This is a genomic window from Pannonibacter sp. SL95 (genome assembly GCF_026672425.1).
GTDB lineage: Bacteria > Pseudomonadota > Alphaproteobacteria > Rhizobiales > Stappiaceae > Pannonibacter.
The window spans coordinates 638,239-656,594 of the sequence record NZ_JAPPRC010000006.1 but is presented as its reverse complement, the minus strand read 5'-3'; the positions used below and the strand labels follow the sequence as shown (position 1 = coordinate 656,594).

The window sequence follows — 18,356 nt, the reverse complement described above, 5'->3', positions numbered from 1 at the left end:
TCATGCTCGTCACCCGTTCTGATTTCCCGTCCGGCTTCCTGTTCGGCGCGGCAACCTCGAGCTACCAGATCGAAGGTCATGGCTTTGGCGGCGCGGGCCGCACCCAGTGGGATGACTTTGCCGCCACGCCCGGCAATGTCGTGCGGGCCGAGAATGGCGCACGCGCCTGCGAGCACTATCTGCGCCTCGATCAGGATCTCGACCTGATCCGCGACGGCAATTTCGATGTCTACCGCTTCTCCACCTCCTGGGCCCGCGTCATTCCCGAAGGCCGCGGCCAGGTCAATCGAGAGGGGCTCGACTTCTATGACCGCCTGGTCGACGGGCTGCTGGAGCGCGGCCTGAAGCCCGCCGCCACCCTCTATCACTGGGAACTGCCCTCGCCGCTGCTCGATCTCGGTGGCTGGCGCAACCGTGACATCGCCGGCTGGTTCGCCGATTACACCGACGTCATCATGCGCCGCATCGGCGACCGTGTCTGGTCGGCTGCCCCCATCAACGAGCCGTGGTGCGTGGCCTTCCTGTCGCATTTCATGGGCCACCACGCCCCGGGCCTGCGCGACATCCGCGCCACCGCGCGCGCTATGCACCACGTGCTGCTCGCCCACGGCCGCGCGATCCAGGCCATGCGGGCGCTGGGCATGGGCAATCTCGGCGCGGTCTGCAATTTCGAGTATGCCCAGGCCGCCAGCGACAGCGCCGCCGACATCGAGGCCGCCCGGGTCTATGACGGCTACTACAATCGCTGGTTCCTGTCGGGCATGTTCCGCAAGGAATACCCGGCGGAGGTGCTGGAGGCTTTCCTGCCGCACATGCCGGCGGGCTGGCAGGACGACTTCGACGTCATCGGCACGCCGGTCGACTGGTGCGGGCTCAACTACTACACCCGCAAGCTCATCGCCGCCGATCCGGCCAGCCCCTGGCCGTCCTTGCGCGAGGTCGACGGGCCGCTGCCGAAGACGCAGATGGGCTGGGAAATCTATCCCGAGGGGCTCGAGCATTTCCTCAAGCGCACCCACGCCGACTACACGAAGGGCCTGCCGCTCTACGTGACGGAGAACGGCATGGCCAATCCGGACGTGATCGAGGGCGGCGCAGTGGAGGATGCCGGCCGCATCGCCTATATCGCCAGCCATCTCGAGGCCGTGCGCCGGGCCGCGTCTGCCGGCGTTCCGGTCGCCGGCTATTTCGTCTGGTCGCTCATGGACAATTACGAATGGTCGCTCGGCTACGAGAAACGCTTCGGCCTCGTCCATGTCGATTTCGACACCCTCACCCGCACCCCCAAGGCCTCCTACCACGCCCTGCGTCAGGCGCTTGCGCGCTAGGGCGAACAGGCAGACAAGTTAGCGGCGCAATCTTGCGGGAAAGCCTCGACCTCTCCAACGTCATCCCGGCCGAGCAACGCGAGAGCCGGGACCGGAGAGCCGAGGAAGCGGTAGGTCCGTGACCACGCCTGCGAAGCGCCTTGGCACTCCGGTCCCGGATCTCCGCTTCGCTTCGTCCGGGAAGACGCCACGGCGTATTTAAGCAACCAATGGCGCCAGATGCTCACACCTGGAACACGTCAGCCCACTCCTTGTGGCGCTGGCGCTGGGCGTTGACGAAGGGGCACAGCGGCACGATGCGGAACTGACCGGCACGCGCGGCTTCCACCATATGCGCCACCAGTTTCTGGCCGACGCCCATGCCGCGCATGCTGTCCGGCACGCCGGTGTGGTCGGCGATGATCAGGCCGTCATTGACGATCGAGAACGTGATTTCCGCCTCGCCTTCTGCGCCTTCGACAGTCCCGACGAAGCGGCCCCGGCCAGCGCCGCGTTCTTCGCGAATGGTCACACCCACATCACTCATCGCTTCCCTCCGTCCTGTTCACCTGGCGCGCAAGTCACGCGCCCTTGATGTCATGCGAGAAACCTCGCAGACCGGCTTCACCTGCGCCAGCCCTCTGACGACGGACACATTGTCCACCATTTAGAAGACGATGACGTATTTTTCTTCCGCACTGTCTCGCTTCGAATAGATGTGTCCTGACCGTCACTGTCCTTTGCAGAAAACGAACCCGCCGCAGGTTCCGGCTTGATCCTGGCCGGATTTCCAAGCCCTCTGGCGGTCATGTTGCCGCGCGTCGCGGCGTTGCCGAACTGTCTGAAGGTGTTCACATGGACAAGCCCGCCCTCCTTGGTGCTTCGCTCGAAGGCCGCGTCGAGATCGACACACAGGAGCTCCTGTCCGCGAACTGGGGACGGCTGACGAAATACGGCTTCCGCTATCGCCGCTCCGATGGCGACTGGCAGCCGCAGGTGCGCGAGGTCTATGACCGGGGCCACGGTGCCGTGCTTTTGCCCTATGACCCGGTGCGCCGCCACGTGCTGCTCACCCGCCAGTTCCGCCTGCCGGCGCTCGTCAGCGGCCATGCGGAGGAGCTGATCGAGGCCCCGGCCGGCCTCCTTGACAATGCCGATCCGGAAACGCGCATCCGGCTGGAGGTGGAGGAAGAGACTGGCTACCGGCTGGGCCCCGTCGAGCAGTTGTTTGCCCCCTTCATGAGCCCCGGCTCCCTCACGGAACGCCTCACCTTCTTCATCGCCCCCTATTCCCCGGCCGATCGCATCTCCGACGGCGGCGGCAAGGCGGATGAGGGCGAGGACATCACCGTGCTCGACCTGCCCTTCGACGAGGTCATGGCAATGGTCGCCGATGGCCGCATCCCGGACGCCAAGACCATCCTGCTCCTCTATCACCTTGCCCTGACAGTCTTCCGCGCTTAAGAAATCCGACGCTTCGTGAGGTTGCGGGCAATACTCGACCTCCGCCGCCGTCATCAACTCTGTTGTTGTGCGTTTTGCCTGATCCTTGCGTTCAGGATGACGATGATCTTTCGCATGAGGGCGGCGATTGCGAGGATTGGCTTCTTCCCGTTGTTGATAAGCCTTTGATAGACCTCCTTTAATGGCCCGTTTGCGCGGCTTGCGGACAAGGCGGCCATGAAGAGGGCCGGCTTGACGGTGGAGCGTCCGCCGTGCATCCGGCGATATCCCTTGAGGGTTCCGCTGTCCTTGGGATGAGGGGCGACCCCGGCGAGGCTTGCGGCCTGGCGCCGGTCCATCGTTCCCAGTTCCGGCATGGTTGCGGCGAGGGTGATGGCGGTGCGCTTGCCCACGCCCGGCAGGGAGCAGCAGACCTCGATCCGGCGGGCGAGCTGCGGCGAGGCGTCGACGAGCGCCTCGATGGCGGCGTCGATGGCCTCGATCTCGTGCAGGATCGCCCGCAGGATGACCTGGCAGGAGCGGCGGATGATCGCGATGCCAGGTCCCTCTCCGGGGATCTTTGAGCGGTTCTGCTCGGCCACCTTGAGGGCGAGAAGCTCCTGACGGCGGGCATTGAGGCTGGCGAGTGTGCTCTGGGTCTCATCGGCCGGCGTGAACAGGGCGAGTGTCTTCCAGCGCTCCTCGCCATAGCGGGCCAGAGCCTGGGCATCGATGGCGTCTGTCTTGGCAAGACGGCCGAAGGACCGGCTGAATGCCTTGACCTTGACGGTATCGGCCCGGTGGCAGGCCAGGCCTGCAGCGGTCAGTTCGCCCACCAGCAGGCGCTCGTGGCCGCCGGTCGGCTCCAGCACGCACAGGCAGTCGGCCGACAGGCCTGTCAGCGCCTTGCGGATGCTGGCGGAGCGGTTGGGGAAGGTCGTGACACGGCCGGTGGCGGTGTCGAAGGCGGTGATGCTGTCCTTGGCGACATCGAAGCCGCAGACATGGGCGGGAGGCTGCTGCAGGGCGGGCATGGCCGTGCTATCCTTGACGTGCTTCGGATTGTTTGCGGGCGTGGGTGTCAGCCAGAGGCCCAATCAACTCTCCAAGCGGGAAAAGGGAAGCGTCAGGGAGCCATGATGACAGCGGGTGAAAGCCCGACCCCGGGACGGTCGCCTGACGCTGAAGCTGCGGGTTAAGGGTCGCAGCTTCCCCTTTACCCTAGCACCTCGGACAACAAACAACCCCGGGCGAAGCGCAGCGCAGACCCGGGGCCTACTCGTTTCCAGAGCGCCGCATCCTGCGCATCATAGGGCCCAGATGTATTCTCGTCGCAGTATGGCAGCGTCTGGCAATACGGCACTGCTCTGGAAACGAGTAGGCCCCGGATCTCGCGTTGCTCGTCCGGGGTGACAGCCATTGGGGCAATGACCTTGAAACAAAAAGGGCGCGGCGGCTTGCCCTCGCCGTCAGGAGTCCACGCTTACTCTCTAACCGTGCCCTGATGAAAAACCATCCGCCACCGTGCACCATCCTGCTTCCAGATAGAGCTTCGCAACACCCGTCGCGGCAACCCGTTTTCGGACGTGCTTTCCGACTGGTAAGTCAGAAGGACCACTCCCTCTGCGAGCAACGTCAGGGCGTGGTCCTGTGCCTTCAAGCCACTTTCTACCGCACCGCCTTCCGAGGCGAGAAGCTCGATGGTGCGGGCGCGGTCGTAGACGCGCCCGGATGAACCAAACTCGAAAAAGCCATCCGCGAGCAAACTTCCGACCGCTTCTCGCGAGCGCCGGATCTCCGGCCGGTACAGCGCCTCTTCCAGCAACTGAATGTCCTTGAGGAGGGGAACTTTGGTCATGGCACGCGCTTTTGCTCGCTACGCTTGGAACTTGCACCGGAGGCCGGCTGAGACGTCACCTCATCGCGAACCGCTGCAATTCCACGCCAGCGCATGGCAGCGCCAAAGCCGGGCAGGCCGAAGACATTGGTGGCAAAGGCCAGCACCCGTCCCTTGCCCGGCAGGATCGTGAGATCGGCGTACCAGCGCTGGTTTGAGCCATTGTGGCCAAGGAACGGACCGTTCGACCAGGGCTCCTCTCCCTTGACCCAACCACCGGCGTAGTCGTCGGGACTGCGTGTGAGGTCAGCGAAGCTGGCGGCGGAAACGATCCCGTCCTCGCCGCGCGCCAGCCGCAAGACGGCAGCGCCATAGCTGAGGAGATCGCCCATCGACAGATGCACCAGTCCGGCCGGCGCAAGGCAAGCCGCGAGGTCCGCGCGAATGGAGTCGCTTGGTACGGGCCTGCGGAAGAAGCCGAGGAGCGATGTATGGCCAAGCGGCTCGTCCAGCGGCCCTTGCCCGCGCGGCGGACCAAAGCCGAAGCTTTCAAGCCCGAGCGGAGACGCAATCTCGGCCCGCATCAAGGCCTCGTAGCTGTCTGCGCCCAGCCGTTCGGCGATATGGCCGGCGAGCATGTAGCCGATGTTGGAATAGCTGTGCTTGCCCGGGTTCACCGGTTTCAGCAGAAAGGGCGCGATCATGGCATCCCGCTCGGGGCCATGGGCCGCGCCATGGGTCACCGGCCCATGTCTTGGGAATGCCTGCGCTGTCGGCGGATTCGCGGTCAGTCCGGCCCGGTGCGCCAGCAGGAGCCTCAGGGTCACCGGCTTCAGCGTCTCGTGCAACGGCAGGCTGACCAGATCGGCCAGCGACGTTTCCAGCGTCACCCCGTGCCGGCTCCCCAGCCGCATCAACAGCAGCGCGGTCATCGACTTGGTGATCGAGCCGATGTGCCAGCGGTCGCTGTCGGTCACGGCGACCTTGGCGGATGCCGACCTGCGGCCACTCGTGGCCAGCATAGGGCCATGCCCCTCCTGCCAGATCCCTGCGGCCACCGCCGGCAACCGCCCGCTTCGCGTTGCCCCCTCGACAAAGCCGATCAGTGCCGGATGAGGGGGGACGGCCAAGGGGCGCAGCGTCTGTGATCGTACGACTGGCAGCTGTGGGTCCACGGTCCTGTCCTCCGGCAATGCTGCATCGCCGGAACGAAGTCGTAGTCAGAGAACACGTCAAAATTGCGAAGGCATCGCGTCAGTGTGGTCTGGGGGGCAACATGTGAACGCGTCATCCCGGACGCAGCGAAGCGGAGATCCGGGACCGGAGAGCCGAGGTCTTACGGCTTTCAGTTCATTGCAACATCGCTGCCCGGGCTCTCCGGTCCCGGCTCGGCGCTGCGCTTGGCCGGGATGACCTCGGAGAGGTCGAGGCTTGTCAAACAAAAGGGCGCGCCACCGGCGCGCCCTCCCTTGTCTTCAGTCCTGTCCGCCAGGCCTCAGCCAACCAGGGCGTTGTCCTGACGCTTGATGGCGATGATGGCCGAGCGCGGCAGCTTGCCTTCGCCTTCCGGGAACGGAGCATCGGGGTGCTGGATGCCGACGAACATGGTGCGCTTGTCGGCGGACCAGGTCAGGCCGGTCACTTCCGAGCCCTTCGGGCCGGTGAGGAAGCGTTCGATGCGGCCAGTGACGGGGTCACCTGCCAGCATCTGGTTGTTGCCCTGACCAGCGAAGTCGCCCTCGTTGCTGTCCTCGCCGTCCGTCTGGATCCAGACGAGGCCAGTGGTGTCGAACATCATCCCGTCCGGCGAGTTGAACATGTTGCCTTCGTTGATGTTCTGCGACCCGGCATAGGCGCTGTCCCTGTGGACGACCGGGTTGCCGGCCATCGCGAACAGGTCCCACTTGAACGCGGCATCCGCGTGGTCATTGTTTGCCGGATACCAGCGCACGATCTGACCGTAGCCGTTCTTTTCGCGCGGGTTGACAGCGTTGAGCGTCATCTGGTCGCCGCCGGCGTTGGTGCGCATCTTGCCGTCCTTCACTTCACCGCGGCGGGTGTTGTTGGTCAGGCAGCAATAGGCTTCGATGGCGACCGGATTGACCGCGACCCACTCCGGACGGTCCATGGTGGTCGCGCCCACCTTGGAGGCAGCCATACGGGTGAAGACAGCGATCTCGTCTGCCTTCATGCCAGTGGTTTCCGGGGTCAGCGCCAGCCACTCGCCGGTGCCTTCGTCGGAGAACATGGCGACATACAGCATGCCTTCGTCGAGCAGCTTCGAGGTGTCGCCACCGGGAACGTAGACGTCGTTGGAGACATACTTGTAGAGGAACTCGCCGCGCTCATCGTCGCCCATGTAGACGACCACACGCCCGTCACGGGCGATGACGACGGCAGCGTTCTCGTGCTTGATACGGCCAAGCGCGGTGCGCTTCACCGGGGTCGAGCTGGCGTCGGACGGGTCGATCTCGACCACGTAGCCGGCGCGGCGCGGCTCGTTCGGGTTCTTCGCCACGTCAAAGCGCGGATCGAACTTCTCGTAGGCATAGCGGGTCTCGGCGACGATGCCGTAGCGCTTGTAGTCGTCCGGCAGCTTGAAGGCCGCGTCGGTGGTGCCGAAGTAGCCGTTGAAGTTTTCCTCGCAGGTCAGATAGGTGCCCCACGGGGTCTTGCCGGCGCCGCAGTTGTTGAAGGTGCCGAGGCTCTGCGTGCCGGTCGGATCGGCTTCCGTCTTCAGCAGGTCAGAGCCGGCGGCCGGACCGGAGATCTTCATCGGCGTCAGATGGGTGATGCGGCGGTTGAACGGGCTGTCGACGACGATGCCCCAACCGTTCTCGCCTTCCGCCACTTCCATGACGGTGACGCCCTGCAGGTTCTGCAGCTTCATCACGTCTTCGGCGCTGGCCGGATTGCCCTTGTCGTTCTTCGGCAGGTTGATTTCCGGGTTCACGTATTCGTGGTTGACGGCAATCACCTGGCGGTTGCCGATCACGAACAGTTCCATGCCGTCGGTGTTCTCGCCGAAGACCTTGTCGGCCGAGGCAGCGTCACCACCGGTCTCGTCGCTGAAGGGTGCGGCGCTCGAGAACAGCGGGTCACCCCACTTGGACAGGACCTTCCAGGTGTAGCCTTCCGGCACATGGATCGTGCTGTCGGTGGCAATGGCGATCGGCTTGAAGGCAAAGCGCGAAGTCGAGGCTTCCGCAGAGGTGCTCGACATCAGGGCGCCAACGCCGGAGAGGGAACCCATGGCCGCTGCAGCCGACCCCATGGCCAGGATGCCGCCCAGGAAACCGCGGCGCGACAGGGCCTGTTCGACGACCTTGTCGAAATCCGTCACTGCCGGCGGCGGGGTCTGCAGTTCATCCCATTCATCCCAGGACAGGTCGTTCTTGTTGATCTCGGTCATGGCTGGCCTCCGAAAAGCTGGCTTGTTGGGAGACGGGAAGCGATCCCTGTGTCTCCCGACCTGCCTTATCGCAGCTGCGTCACAACGGAATGACGGCGGACTGCGGCAGGCCCCGCTCCAAGTCGACCAGACAGCGCATCTGCGCCTCCGCCATCTGCGCATTTACCCCAGGGAATCGCCAAAGCAGCAGTCCGGCCAGCCCGTCCTGCATCGCGGACAATCGCAGCGCCGTCGCTGCCGGATCGGGCAATCGCCAGCCCTCCTCCTGCACCAGTTTGGTCAGAAGACCCGTCAATCCATCCAGAAAGGCCCGCTGGCTGTGCTCCAGCACGGCAGCCAGCACCCTGTCTTCTGCCGACAGCTCGGTTGCCTCGACCCACAGCCTGAGGTAGGGCACGGCCCGCGGACTGAATGTGGTCCGCAGATAGGCATCGAGCAGCTGCAGCGGCGGCATCCCGGCGTGGAACTGCTCGGCCACCACTTCGGCATAGATCCTGGCAAAGGCCTGAGCGCGCAGCTCGGCCCAGGTGAAGTAGTGGTTCAGAAGGCCGGTGCCGACGCCGCAGCGCTCCGTTACATCCCGCGTCTTCGTGCCGCTGAACCCGCGCTCGAACAACAGCTCGGCGGTGGCCGCAACAAGCAGGGCCTTGCGCGCATCGGCGCTGATCCGGGGGCGAGCCTCCTGCCCGTCCTCTCTGGTCACGTCCACGGCCATCCCAACCTCCTGGTTGCAGCCCTTGACAATTGAGCAGTCGCTCAATAACTAGCTGAGCACTTGCTCAAGTCAGGATAGCGCCATGGCGGCCCCCCGCAACCCCGAAGTTGATCTTCTGCGCAGTTTCGCACTGGTCGGCATCTGCATCGTCAACCTGCCGATTCTCGCCCTTTATGATGCCCCCGAGCCGCTGCGCGAGCCGACCGGGCTGGACGAGATCGTCTATTTCGCCAATGTGTGGCTGCTGGAAGGCAAGGTCTTCCCGCTGTTTGCCTTCATGTTCGGCTGGGGCATTGTCGGCCAGCAGGCTGCCGCTCTCCGGGATGGGCAATCCTTTGCCCGCCGCTATGCCCGCCGCCTGTTCGGCCTGCTGGTGCTTGGCGTGCTGCATGCGCTCTTCGTCTACACCGGCGACATCCTGGTGCTTTATGCCCTTCTCGGGCTGTTGATCTGGCCGTTTCTCGGCTGGTCGGGTCAGCGTCTTGTCAGGCTGGCACTGGCGATGGTGCCCGTTGCCGCGCTCGCCTATGTGGCTCTGGGCAGTCTCTACCTGATCGAGTTTGGCGACATGCCCGAAGGTCCAGACATTGTCACCTTCATGGACGCGGTGGCCTACCGGCAGATTGATTGGCCCATCACCTTCAGTTTTGTCGTGCTGTTCAACGGGCCGGCCGCCTTCGCCGCCTTCTGCCTTGGCCTTGCCGGCGCCCGGGCCGGGCTGCTGCAGCAGGACAATCCGCACTACCTCTGGCTGCGCCGCAAGATCATCCCGATCACGCTGGCAGGCCTCACGCTCAGCCTCGGCTACGCCATCGCCGAAGCCAACCTCACGCCGGAGACGCCGGATTGGTCCGCCGTCGCGGGCATGGCGCTTGGCCCGCTGGGCGCCCTCTTCCTGTCGACGGCCTATCTTGTCGCAATCGTCGAACTCGCCCGTCGTGTCCACTTCCCGCAAGCCTTTGTCGCAACGGGAAAAAGCTCGCTCACGACCTACGTCCTGCAAGGCCTGATCGGCGGCGTGCTGGTGTCTGGCTATGGTCTGGGCCTCGGGGCGCTGATGGGTTCTGCGGGCTATCTGGTCACCGCCCTCGCCGTTTGCCTGGCGACCATGCTCTTTGCCCGTGTCTGGCAGATCTGGTTCCGGCGCGGGCCACTTGAAGAAGTCTTGCGCGCCATCACAGGCAGCCGCTGACACACGCAGAGGTCGAGAAGCGGCAGCGGTTGCCCAGGTTCCCCACCCCCGCTGCTGCTTTCTCACGCAACGGGCTTCGACGGTTTCGTCCGTCGGAGCCCGTTGTTTTTTTGGTGCCTTTGCTGCAACCGCGAAAGCCAGGCGGAACCCTCGGCAAATCCTGACGTTTTCCCGCCATCGGCCGCATTCCCCAACGACAGGCGACGCCCTGCCAGGTGCAAAACGCAACGGTGCGTGTCCGCCGGGCGCTTGACAGCGCGCGCGGTCGCTGCCAGCATTTCATTGCAAGAATACATATTCTCTTATAACGAACAAACCTTCTGGAGAACGCGATGACCCGGTTTATGTCCGGCCGCTCCGGCCGCCTTGCAACACTTTCCCTCGCCGCTTTCATGGGCTCCACCGCCCTTGCCCTGGCTGCCGGCAAGCTTGATGTCGCCATCATTGGCGAACCGCCCACCCTTGATCCGATGATGTCCACCGCCGACGTCGTCAGCATCGTCACGCAGCACTTCTACGAGACGCTCTACACCTTCGACGAAAATTGGGAAGTCGCCCCGCTGCTCGCCGACGCCCTTCCGTTCATTTCCGAGGACGGCAAGACCTACAAGATCCCGCTGCGCGAAGGCATCACCTTCCATGACGGTTCGGCTATGGACAGCGCCGATGTGGTCGCGTCCCTGAAGCGCTGGACCACCGTCGCTGCCCGCGGCAAGTCCGTCGCCGGCATGATCGACAGCATCGAGGCCGAAGGCCCCAGCGTTGTCACCATCAAGCTGAACAAGCCCTACTCGCCGCTCCTGTCGCTGCTCGCCTTCTCCAACTCCGCCGCCATCGTGGTGCCGCAGGAGATCCTCGGCGAGAAGCTGTCGGCCACTGTCGGCACCGGCCCCTACAAGCTGATCGAGCATGCGCCGGACCGCTACATCCAGCTCGGCAAGTTCGACGGCTTCAAGTCGCGGTCCGAGCCGGCCAGCGGCAGCTCCGGCGCCCGCGCCCAGAACCTGGACGAGATCCGCTTCGTTCCGGTTCCGGATGCCAACACCCGCGTCGAGGGCCTTGTCTCGGGCCAGTTCGCCTTCGCCGACAGCCTGCCGACCGAAGCCTTCGGCCGTCTTTCGGACAGCGCCAGCGTCGAGCCGGTGCTGCTGCGCCCGTTCGGCTGGCCGCTGTTTGCATTCAACATGAAAAAGGGCATCTGCACCAATCTCGGCATCCGCCAGGCCGTGCAGGCCGCCCTGTCGCCCGATGACATGATGTTCGCCGCTTTCGGCGACGACAAGTATTTCGTCGTCGACGCTGCCCTGTTCCCCGAGCAGTTCCCCTGGAACAACGAGGAAGGCAAGGATCTCTATGCCCAGGCAAACCCGGAAAAGGCCAAGAAAATCCTCGCCAAGGCCGGTTACAAGGGTGAGCCGCTGCGCATCCTGACCTCGCGCCAGTACGAGTTCCATTTTAAGATGGCCGAAGTTGCCAAGATGAACCTCGAAGCCGCAGGCTTCAACGTTCAGCTCGACGTTGTCGAATGGGCAACCCTCATCGAGCGCCGTGGCAATCCGGACCTGTGGGACATCTACATCACCCACTCGCCGTTCCTCCCCGAGCCGACCCTCACCAACCTCTATGTCGAGAACTCGCCGATCGGCTGGGCCAGCGCCAACCGTGATGCCGTTTACGCCCGTCTGACGGGCGAGAGCGATCCGGTCGCCCGCCAGGCTGCCTTCGCCGAACTGCAGAAGCTCGTCTACGAGGAAGTGCCCTTCTACAAGGTCGGCGGCTTCAACGCCGTCATGGGCAAGAAGAAGGACCTCTCCGGCGTCGCCCCGACCCCGTGGCCGTTCTTCTGGAACGCCAAGCTCGGCAACTGACCTGACATTCGCGACCTCCCCGCCGCTGTTATGGCGGGGAGGCCGACCGACACCCTGCGCTGCAATCCGGCCGCAGGCCCTCTCCCCCCTTGAGGGGGAGATGTCTGCGATAGCAGACAGAGGGGGGTAGCAGCGCTTCAACGCAAAGCTACCTCTCGAAAGTCGGACAGTCCGCATACCCCCCTGCCCCCTGTTGGGGGCATCTCCCCCTCAAGGGGGAGAAAGCTCGGGGCAAGGACCATCGCCAGACGTCCCGCAGCGCCGATGAACAGATCGCCGGTGCCGCCTTGCAAACCAAACTTCACCGCCAGAGGTCCCACCCATGGCCAACTACATCCTGAAGCGATTTGCCGGCATGGCACTGGTGATCTTCATCGTGCTGACGCTGGTGTTCGTGCTTGTCCGCCTCGCGCCGGGTGACCCGGCAGCGATGATGCTCGGACCCGAAGCCACCGCCGCCGACATCGCCGCCCTGCGCAGCCAGCTCGGCCTCGACCAGCCGATCATCGTGCAGTACCTCGGCTTCATCGCCAGCGTCCTGCAGGGTGACCTCGGCACCTCGATCTTCTTCAACCAGCCGGTCACCGATGTGCTGATCGCCCGCGCGGAACCGACCGTGTTCCTGACGCTGTTCTCGATCCTCATCGCCGTCGCCATCGCCCTGCCCGTCGGCATTGCCTCCGCTTACACCCGCGGCTCGCTGTTCGACCAGGGCACCTTGTCGACCGCCATTCTGGTTGCCTCCGTGCCGTCCTTCTGGCTCGGCCTCATCATCCAGCAGCAGCTCGGCAGCAATCTGGGCCTTCTACCTGTGTCCGGCTACGGTCCGCCTGAAGCCGGGTTCTTCGAGCGCATGACCTATCTGATCATGCCGGCCATTGTCCTTGGCATCGTCAATTCCGCGCTGATCATCCGCTTCACCCGCGCCTCGATGCTGGACGTGCTGTCGGAGGATTTCGTCCGCACCGCCCGCTCCAAGGGCATGAGCGAATCCCGCGTCGTCCTGAAGCACGCCTTCAAGAACGCGCTGATCCCGATCGTCACCGTGGTGGGCCTGACTTTTGCGCTGCTGATCTCCGGCGCCGTCGTCACCGAGCGCGTCTTCAACCTGCCGGGCATCGGCTCGCTGGTGGTGGGGGCCGTGCTCAGGCGCGACTATCCGACCATCCAGGGCGCGCTGATCGTCGTGGCTGCGCTTTATGTCTTCGTCAATTTCCTGATCGACATGCTGTACTTGGCCATCGATCCCCGCGTGAAATACTGAAAAGGAGCCTGTCATGGCCGGTGCTTCCGCGGCAGTCGCTGCTCCCAGTCTCTTCAAGGTGCTCATCCAGCGCCGGTCGGTGGCCCTCGGGCTTGCCATCCTCGCCGTCGTGCTGTTTGCCGCCGTCTTTGCCGATGTCATCGCCCCGCATGATCCGGGCGTGATGTCCGTGCGCAACCGCCTCAAGCCGCCGAGTGCGGAGTGGTGGTTCGGCACGGACGAGTTCGGCCGCGATGTTTTCACCCGGCTGATCTACGCCGGGCGCGTGTCGCTGATCGTTGGCATCGACACCGCCGTGCTGGCCTCGGTCATCGGCATCATCCTCGGGCTCACCGGCGGCTTCTTCCGCAAGCTCGACGCGCCGGTCAGCCGGCTGGTCGACGCGATGATGGCCTTTCCGGACATTCTTCTGGCGATTTCGCTGGTGGCGGTCCTCGGCGGCTCGCTTGCCAACCTGATCCTGGCGCTGTCCATCGTCTATGCCCCGCGCGTCGCCCGTGTCGTGCGTGCGGCAACGCTGGTCATCCGCGAGCTCCCCTATGTGGAAGCGGCCCGGGCGCTCGGCACGTCCACCTGGCGCATCCTCGTGCACCACATCCTGCGCAACATGGTCTCGCCCGTGATTGTCCAGGCGACCTTCATCTTTGCCTATTCGATGCTGGCCGAGGCAGGCCTCTCCTTCCTCGGTGTCGGCGTCGATCCCTCCACCCCGACCTGGGGCTCGATGATCAACGGCGGCCGGCAGTATATTGGCACCGCCGACTGGCTGATCCTCTTCCCGGGCCTGGCCATCACGCTGTCCGTCCTGTCGCTGCAGATCGCCGGTGACGGCCTGCGCGATGCCCTCGATCCGCGCCTCTCCAAGGACCTTTGAGACCATGACTGCCCGTACCCTCACCAACTTCCGCGCCATCGGCTTTGCCCGCAACCCGGGTGCCGCGCTCCACATCGACGCCAACGGCCGGATCGTTGCCGCGCCGGTGGCCGGGGCCGAGACCATCGATCTCGGCGGCGCCTACCTGTCGCCGGGCTGGGCCGACCTGCATGTGCATGTCTGGTATGGCGGCACCGACATTTCCGTGCGTGCCGACTATTGCGGCGTTTCGCATGGCGTGACCGCGATGGCGGATGCCGGGTCCTCCGGCGAGGCGGCGTTCCATGGTCTGCGCGAATATGTCATCGAGAAGCAGCCAGAGACGGTGAAGGCCTTCCTCAATATCGGCTCCATCGGCATCGTCGCCTGCAACCGCGTGCCGGAACTGGTTGACCTGCGCTTCGTCGACGTCGACCGGACGCTGGCTGTCGTCGAGGCAAACCGCGACGTGATCTGCGGCATCAAGGTCCGCGCCAGCGGCGTCATCACGGGCGCCTGGGGCATCGGCCCGGCCAAGATCGCCAAGCGTGTTGCCGAAATCTGCGGCCTGCCGCTGATGGTGCATGTCGGCGAGCCGCTGCCGATGATCGACGAAGTCTTCGCCATCCTCACCGAAGGCGACATCGTCACCCACTGTTTCAACGGCAAGCGCACCGGCTCCATCACCGACACGCCCGCCCTGATGCAGATGGCCAAGGATATCGCCGGCTCCGGCGTGCGCATGGATGTCGGCCATGGCGCCGCCTCCTACAACTTCGCCGTTGCCCAGCGCGCCATCGGCGAAGGCCTGATCCCCTTCTCCATCTCGACCGACCTGCACCAGAACAACATCGATGGTCCGGTGCATGACCTTGCGACCACCGTCTCCAAGCTGATGATGGCCGGCCTCACCCTCGAGCAGTGCATCACCGGCATCACCACCAACCCGCGCTCCGTCATGGGCCTCGGCGAGCCGGGCATTGGCGACCGTGCCGACTTCACCGTCTTCACCATCGAAGACGCCGACGAGCCGGTTTCCGACAGCATGGGCAACCACAGCCGCCTGTCGAAGGTGTTCCTGCCCAAGCATGCCGTGCTGGGCACCGAGGTCTATGCGGCGCGGCGGAGGAAGACATGACAGCGGAACTTTCGCCCGACATCGTCCTGAAGGTCGACAATCTCTCGACCTCCTTCGTCTTCAAGCGCCGGACCGTTCCGGCGCTTCGGGACGTCACCTTCACCCTGCGCGAGGGCAAGACCCTCGCGCTTGTGGGCGAGTCCGGCTCCGGCAAGTCGGTCACCTCGCTGTCCATCCTGCGTCTTCTGTCCTCACCGGGCCAGATCGTCGGCGGCTCGATCCTGTACCGCACCCGCGCGGGCCAGATCCTCGATCTTGCCAAGGCCGAAGCGCGCACCATGCGCCGTGTGCGCGGCGGCGAGATCTCGATGATCTTCCAGGAGCCGATGAGCTCGCTCAATCCGCTGATGCGGGTCGGTGACCAGATCGGCGAGATGCTGACACTGCACCTCGGCCTGAAGGGCCAGGCGCTGCAGACCCGGGTGCGGGAGCTGCTGGAGCTGGTCGAGATTCCGGCCGCTGCCCGGCGCATGTGGGACTACCCGCATTCCATGTCCGGCGGCATGCGCCAGCGCGTGATGATCGCCCTCGCCCTTGCCTGCAATCCGCGCCTCTTGATCGCCGATGAGCCGACCACGGCGCTGGACGTCACCATCCAGGCCCAGATCCTGCGCCTGATGCAGCGGCTGCAGCGCGATCTCGGCATGTCGATCCTGTTCATCACCCACGACATGGGTGTGGTAGCGGAAATGGCCGATGAGGTTGCCGTCATGTATGCGGGCGAGGTTGTCGAGCAGGGTGCAGTCCGGCCCCTGTTTGCAAAGCCGAGCCATCCCTACACCACCGGCCTTCTTGCCTCGATCCCGAGCGCCTCGCGCGGCTTTGCCGCCGATGGCAGCCGGCTGCCGCTGACGGCCATTCCCGGCTCCGTGCCCTCGCCGATGGATCTGCCCGTCGGCTGCACTTTTGCCCCGCGCTGCGCGGGCAGCGAAGCTGCCTGCCGTGAACCGGCGCGCCTTGCCGCGCTGGGGGCTGACCACATGACCCGCTGCTGGAAGATGAGGCAAAGCGCATGACCGCCACCCCGCTTCTCTCGCTTCGAAACGTCACCAAGGTGTTCGAGACGCCGGGCGGCAAGGTCCGCGCCCTGACGGATGTCAGCCTCGACATTCCGCGCGGCTCGATCCTCGGCCTCGTCGGTGAATCCGGCTCCGGCAAGACCACCCTCGGGCGCTGCGTGTTGCGGCTCATCGAGCCAACGTCGGGCGAAGTCTTCTTCGACGGCACCGACATCACCAAACTGAATGCCCGCGACATGAAGGCGATGCGCAAGCGCATGCAGATCGTCTTCCAGGATCCCTTCTCCAGCCTCAATCCGCGCATGCGTGTGCACGAGATCATCGGCGAGGCGCTGATTGCCCATGGCATCGGCAAGACCGGGCGCGAGCGGCGCGACCGGGCGGCCGCGCTGCTGGAGGAAGTGGGTCTTCGCCCCGACCAGCTCGACCGCTTCCCGCACGAGTTTTCCGGCGGCCAGCGCCAGCGCATCGGCATTGCCCGGGCGCTCGCCGTCGACCCGGATTTCATTGTCGCCGATGAATCCGTGTCCGCACTCGACGTGTCGGTCCAGGCCCAGATCCTCAACCTGCTCAATGACTTGCGGCTGAAGCGCGGGCTAACGATGCTCTTCATCGCCCATGACTTGTCGGTGGTGGAGTATCTGTGCGAGGACGTGGCCGTGCTCTATCTCGGCCGGGTCATGGAGGCAGGGGATTGCCGCAGCATCTATGCCGCGCCGAACCACCCCTATACCAAGGCCCTGCTCGCCGCCGCGCCCGTGCCCGATCCCCTGGTGCCGCGCGCCGATGTGATGCTCATGGGTGACATCCCGAGCCCGCTCAACCCGCCCCCCGGCTGTGTCTTCCATACCCGCTGCCCGGTGGCCATGGATGATTGCCGTCACATCCTCCCAACGCCGCAGCCGGTCGCCGCCTCCATCTCGGCCGCCTGCCTGCGCCTCAACGAGACCGTTTCATGCTGATTTCCCCCATCGAGATTTCCGAACGCCTGGCCAGCACAGGCATTCCCGTTGCCCCGCCGGCGCCGATCGGCACCTTCGCCAACGCGTTGCTGGTCGACAACCTGCTCTATGTCTCGGGCCAGGGTCCGGTCGAGATCGATGGCAGCCTGCACACCGGCAAGGTCGGGCGTGATGTCAGCGTCGAGGAAGCCTATGCCCATGCGCGGCTTGTCGGCATGAACATCCTGTCCGCCGTGCAGGCGGAGCTCGGCGGCTGGGCGCGGTTCCGCCGCGTGGTCAAGGTTCTGGGCATGGTCAATGCGGTCGACACGTTCTGCGACCACCCGGCCGTGATCAACGGCTGTTCAGACCTCTTCATGGAGGTGTTCGGGCCGGCGGCTGGCCGCCATGCCCGTTCGTCCTTCGGCGTGGCCTCGCTGCCCCGGCAGATCACCGTGGAAGTCGAGGCCGTGTTCCTGGTTCACCCGGAATGAGCCATCCGCCGGCCGCCATGCTCCACGCCGGCCTGGGCCTCGATCAGGGCAGCGACATCGCGAACCGCATCGCAGATCTCGTCCCGCCGCTCGTTCGCCCGCTGCTCCGGCAGCACGACCGAGATCGTGGCAACACAGGCACCGGTGGCATCGCGGATCGGCGAGGCAATGCAGGCAACCGCGTAATCAGACTGACCGATCTGGATCGACAGGCGGTTGTTGAAGTCTTCCTCGGCCTGCACCGTCAGGCGGCTCGGGTCGGTCTCGGCCCGGGCGGTCGGCGACGGGCGGTTGCAGGCGGAAAACACCGCCAGCCTCTCGTGGGCTGGCAGGTGTCCAACCAGCAGGCGGCCCGAAGCGGTCCAGTTCAGCGGCACACGCGTGCCGACATCGGAGGTCACGCGGAAATGACCGATGCCGTCGGCCATCGCAGCGACAACCATCATGTCCTCGTCGCGCACGCAGACCTGCACCGTCTCGCCCAGCCGGCGGGCCAGCGTGTGCATCTCCTGCCGCGCCAGCGCGAGCAGGTTCGTGCCCTTCTCGAAGGCGATGCCGTAGCGCAGCGTGCGGGGGCCAAGCCACACGGTGTTGCCGACGCGCCGGCTCAACAGCCCGCGCTCGACCATCTCGGCAACAAGCGTGTAGATGGTGGAGATCGGTGCGCCGACGAGCTTGGCGATCTCGTAGGACGTCAGCTCGCGTTCCTCGGCGCACAGCGTGTCGAGGATCTCCAGCATGCGGTCAATGCCATGGGCGCGCTTGCGCGGGGACTTCGCGTCCTTCTCGCTCGCTTCGGCGGTCTGATCGATGGTCACTGCAAAACTCCTAGAGAACATCTGTTCTTTTGTAACGTAATCTATTCCACGATAG

At 65.0% G+C, this 18,356-nt stretch carries 17 protein-coding genes; 10 read left to right on the top strand and 7 right to left on the bottom strand.

Annotated elements, in window-relative coordinates:
- Positions 1-2 precede the first annotated feature (2 nt).
- Positions 3-1,328 carry a GH1 family beta-glucosidase gene (locus OVA12_RS20085; RefSeq protein WP_268140421.1) on the top strand — a complete coding sequence of 442 codons (1,326 nt, stop codon included), beginning with the start codon at positions 3-5 and terminating at the stop codon, positions 1,326-1,328.
- Between the two features lie 223 nt (positions 1,329-1,551).
- Here OVA12_RS20085 and OVA12_RS20080 read toward each other — a convergent pair whose 3' ends face one another.
- Positions 1,552-1,854: a GNAT family N-acetyltransferase gene (locus OVA12_RS20080; RefSeq protein WP_106751790.1), complete on the bottom strand. Its 303-nt coding sequence runs from the start codon at positions 1,852-1,854 to the stop codon at positions 1,552-1,554.
- 308 nt (positions 1,855-2,162) lie between these two features.
- Between OVA12_RS20080 and OVA12_RS20075 the strand changes: the two genes are divergently transcribed.
- Entirely contained in the window at positions 2,163-2,771 is a 609-nt protein-coding gene (locus tag OVA12_RS20075; protein ID WP_268140420.1) for an NUDIX domain-containing protein, read from the top strand.
- Between the two features lie 53 nt (positions 2,772-2,824).
- On the opposite strand, the gene OVA12_RS20070 is transcribed toward OVA12_RS20075, so the two are convergent.
- The 5 genes from OVA12_RS20070 to OVA12_RS20050 form a co-directional block, all read right to left on the bottom strand.
- Positions 2,825-3,784 (bottom strand): IS110 family transposase, encoded by a 960-nt coding sequence (locus OVA12_RS20070; protein ID WP_268134326.1) that lies wholly within the window; start codon positions 3,782-3,784, stop codon positions 2,825-2,827.
- A gap of 449 nt (positions 3,785-4,233) precedes the next feature.
- The gene (locus OVA12_RS20065) at positions 4,234-4,608 is read right to left on the bottom strand and encodes a nuclear transport factor 2 family protein (protein ID WP_268140419.1); all 375 of its coding nucleotides are present in this window, start codon (positions 4,606-4,608) and stop codon (positions 4,234-4,236) included.
- The gene (locus tag OVA12_RS20060; RefSeq protein ID WP_268140418.1) at positions 4,605-5,762 is read right to left on the bottom strand and encodes a serine hydrolase domain-containing protein; all 1,158 of its coding nucleotides are present in this window, start codon (positions 5,760-5,762) and stop codon (positions 4,605-4,607) included. The genes OVA12_RS20065 and OVA12_RS20060 overlap by 4 nt, the downstream gene beginning before the upstream one ends.
- Positions 5,763-6,082: 320 nt before the next feature.
- A complete protein-coding gene (locus tag OVA12_RS20055) occupies positions 6,083-7,999 on the bottom strand; it encodes a PhoX family protein (RefSeq protein WP_268140417.1) in 1,917 nt (638 codons plus the stop codon).
- Between the two features lie 79 nt (positions 8,000-8,078).
- Positions 8,079-8,714: a TetR/AcrR family transcriptional regulator gene (locus OVA12_RS20050; RefSeq protein ID WP_268140416.1), complete on the bottom strand. Its 636-nt coding sequence runs from the start codon at positions 8,712-8,714 to the stop codon at positions 8,079-8,081.
- 82 nt (positions 8,715-8,796) lie between these two features.
- On the opposite strand from OVA12_RS20050, the gene OVA12_RS20045 reads away from it, so the two are divergent.
- From OVA12_RS20045 to OVA12_RS20010, 8 genes are all read left to right on the top strand, one after another.
- Positions 8,797-9,906, top strand: coding sequence for a DUF418 domain-containing protein (locus OVA12_RS20045; protein WP_268140415.1), 1,110 nt, complete (start codon positions 8,797-8,799; stop codon positions 9,904-9,906).
- A 332-nt stretch (positions 9,907-10,238) separates the two neighbouring features.
- The gene (locus OVA12_RS20040; protein ID WP_442793901.1) at positions 10,239-11,774 is read left to right on the top strand and encodes an ABC transporter substrate-binding protein; all 1,536 of its coding nucleotides are present in this window, start codon (positions 10,239-10,241) and stop codon (positions 11,772-11,774) included.
- A 322-nt stretch (positions 11,775-12,096) separates the two neighbouring features.
- Positions 12,097-13,038: an ABC transporter permease gene (locus OVA12_RS20035; RefSeq protein ID WP_268140414.1), complete on the top strand. Its 942-nt coding sequence runs from the start codon at positions 12,097-12,099 to the stop codon at positions 13,036-13,038.
- Between the two features lie 13 nt (positions 13,039-13,051).
- Positions 13,052-13,912: an ABC transporter permease gene (locus OVA12_RS20030; protein WP_268140413.1), complete on the top strand. Its 861-nt coding sequence runs from the start codon at positions 13,052-13,054 to the stop codon at positions 13,910-13,912.
- A 4-nt stretch (positions 13,913-13,916) separates the two neighbouring features.
- Positions 13,917-15,029: an amidohydrolase/deacetylase family metallohydrolase gene (locus OVA12_RS20025; RefSeq protein ID WP_268140412.1), complete on the top strand. Its 1,113-nt coding sequence runs from the start codon at positions 13,917-13,919 to the stop codon at positions 15,027-15,029.
- Positions 15,026-16,045, top strand: a complete 1,020-nt coding sequence (locus tag OVA12_RS20020; RefSeq protein WP_268140411.1) for an ABC transporter ATP-binding protein — start codon at positions 15,026-15,028, stop codon at positions 16,043-16,045. Before OVA12_RS20025 ends, OVA12_RS20020 begins: the two co-directional genes overlap by 4 nt.
- Positions 16,042-17,010, top strand: coding sequence for an ABC transporter ATP-binding protein (locus OVA12_RS20015; protein WP_268140410.1), 969 nt, complete (start codon positions 16,042-16,044; stop codon positions 17,008-17,010). Before OVA12_RS20020 ends, OVA12_RS20015 begins: the two co-directional genes overlap by 4 nt.
- Complete coding sequence (locus tag OVA12_RS20010) at positions 17,004-17,483, top strand: RidA family protein (RefSeq protein WP_161676220.1); 480 nt, start codon at positions 17,004-17,006, stop codon at positions 17,481-17,483. Before OVA12_RS20015 ends, OVA12_RS20010 begins: the two co-directional genes overlap by 7 nt.
- On the opposite strand, the gene OVA12_RS20005 is transcribed toward OVA12_RS20010, so the two are convergent.
- Positions 17,471-18,322 carry an IclR family transcriptional regulator gene (locus OVA12_RS20005; RefSeq protein WP_442793900.1) on the bottom strand — a complete coding sequence of 284 codons (852 nt, stop codon included), beginning with the start codon at positions 18,320-18,322 and terminating at the stop codon, positions 17,471-17,473. The two genes, OVA12_RS20010 and OVA12_RS20005, sit on opposite strands and share 13 nt — an antisense overlap.
- Positions 18,323-18,356: the final 34 nt, after the last annotated feature.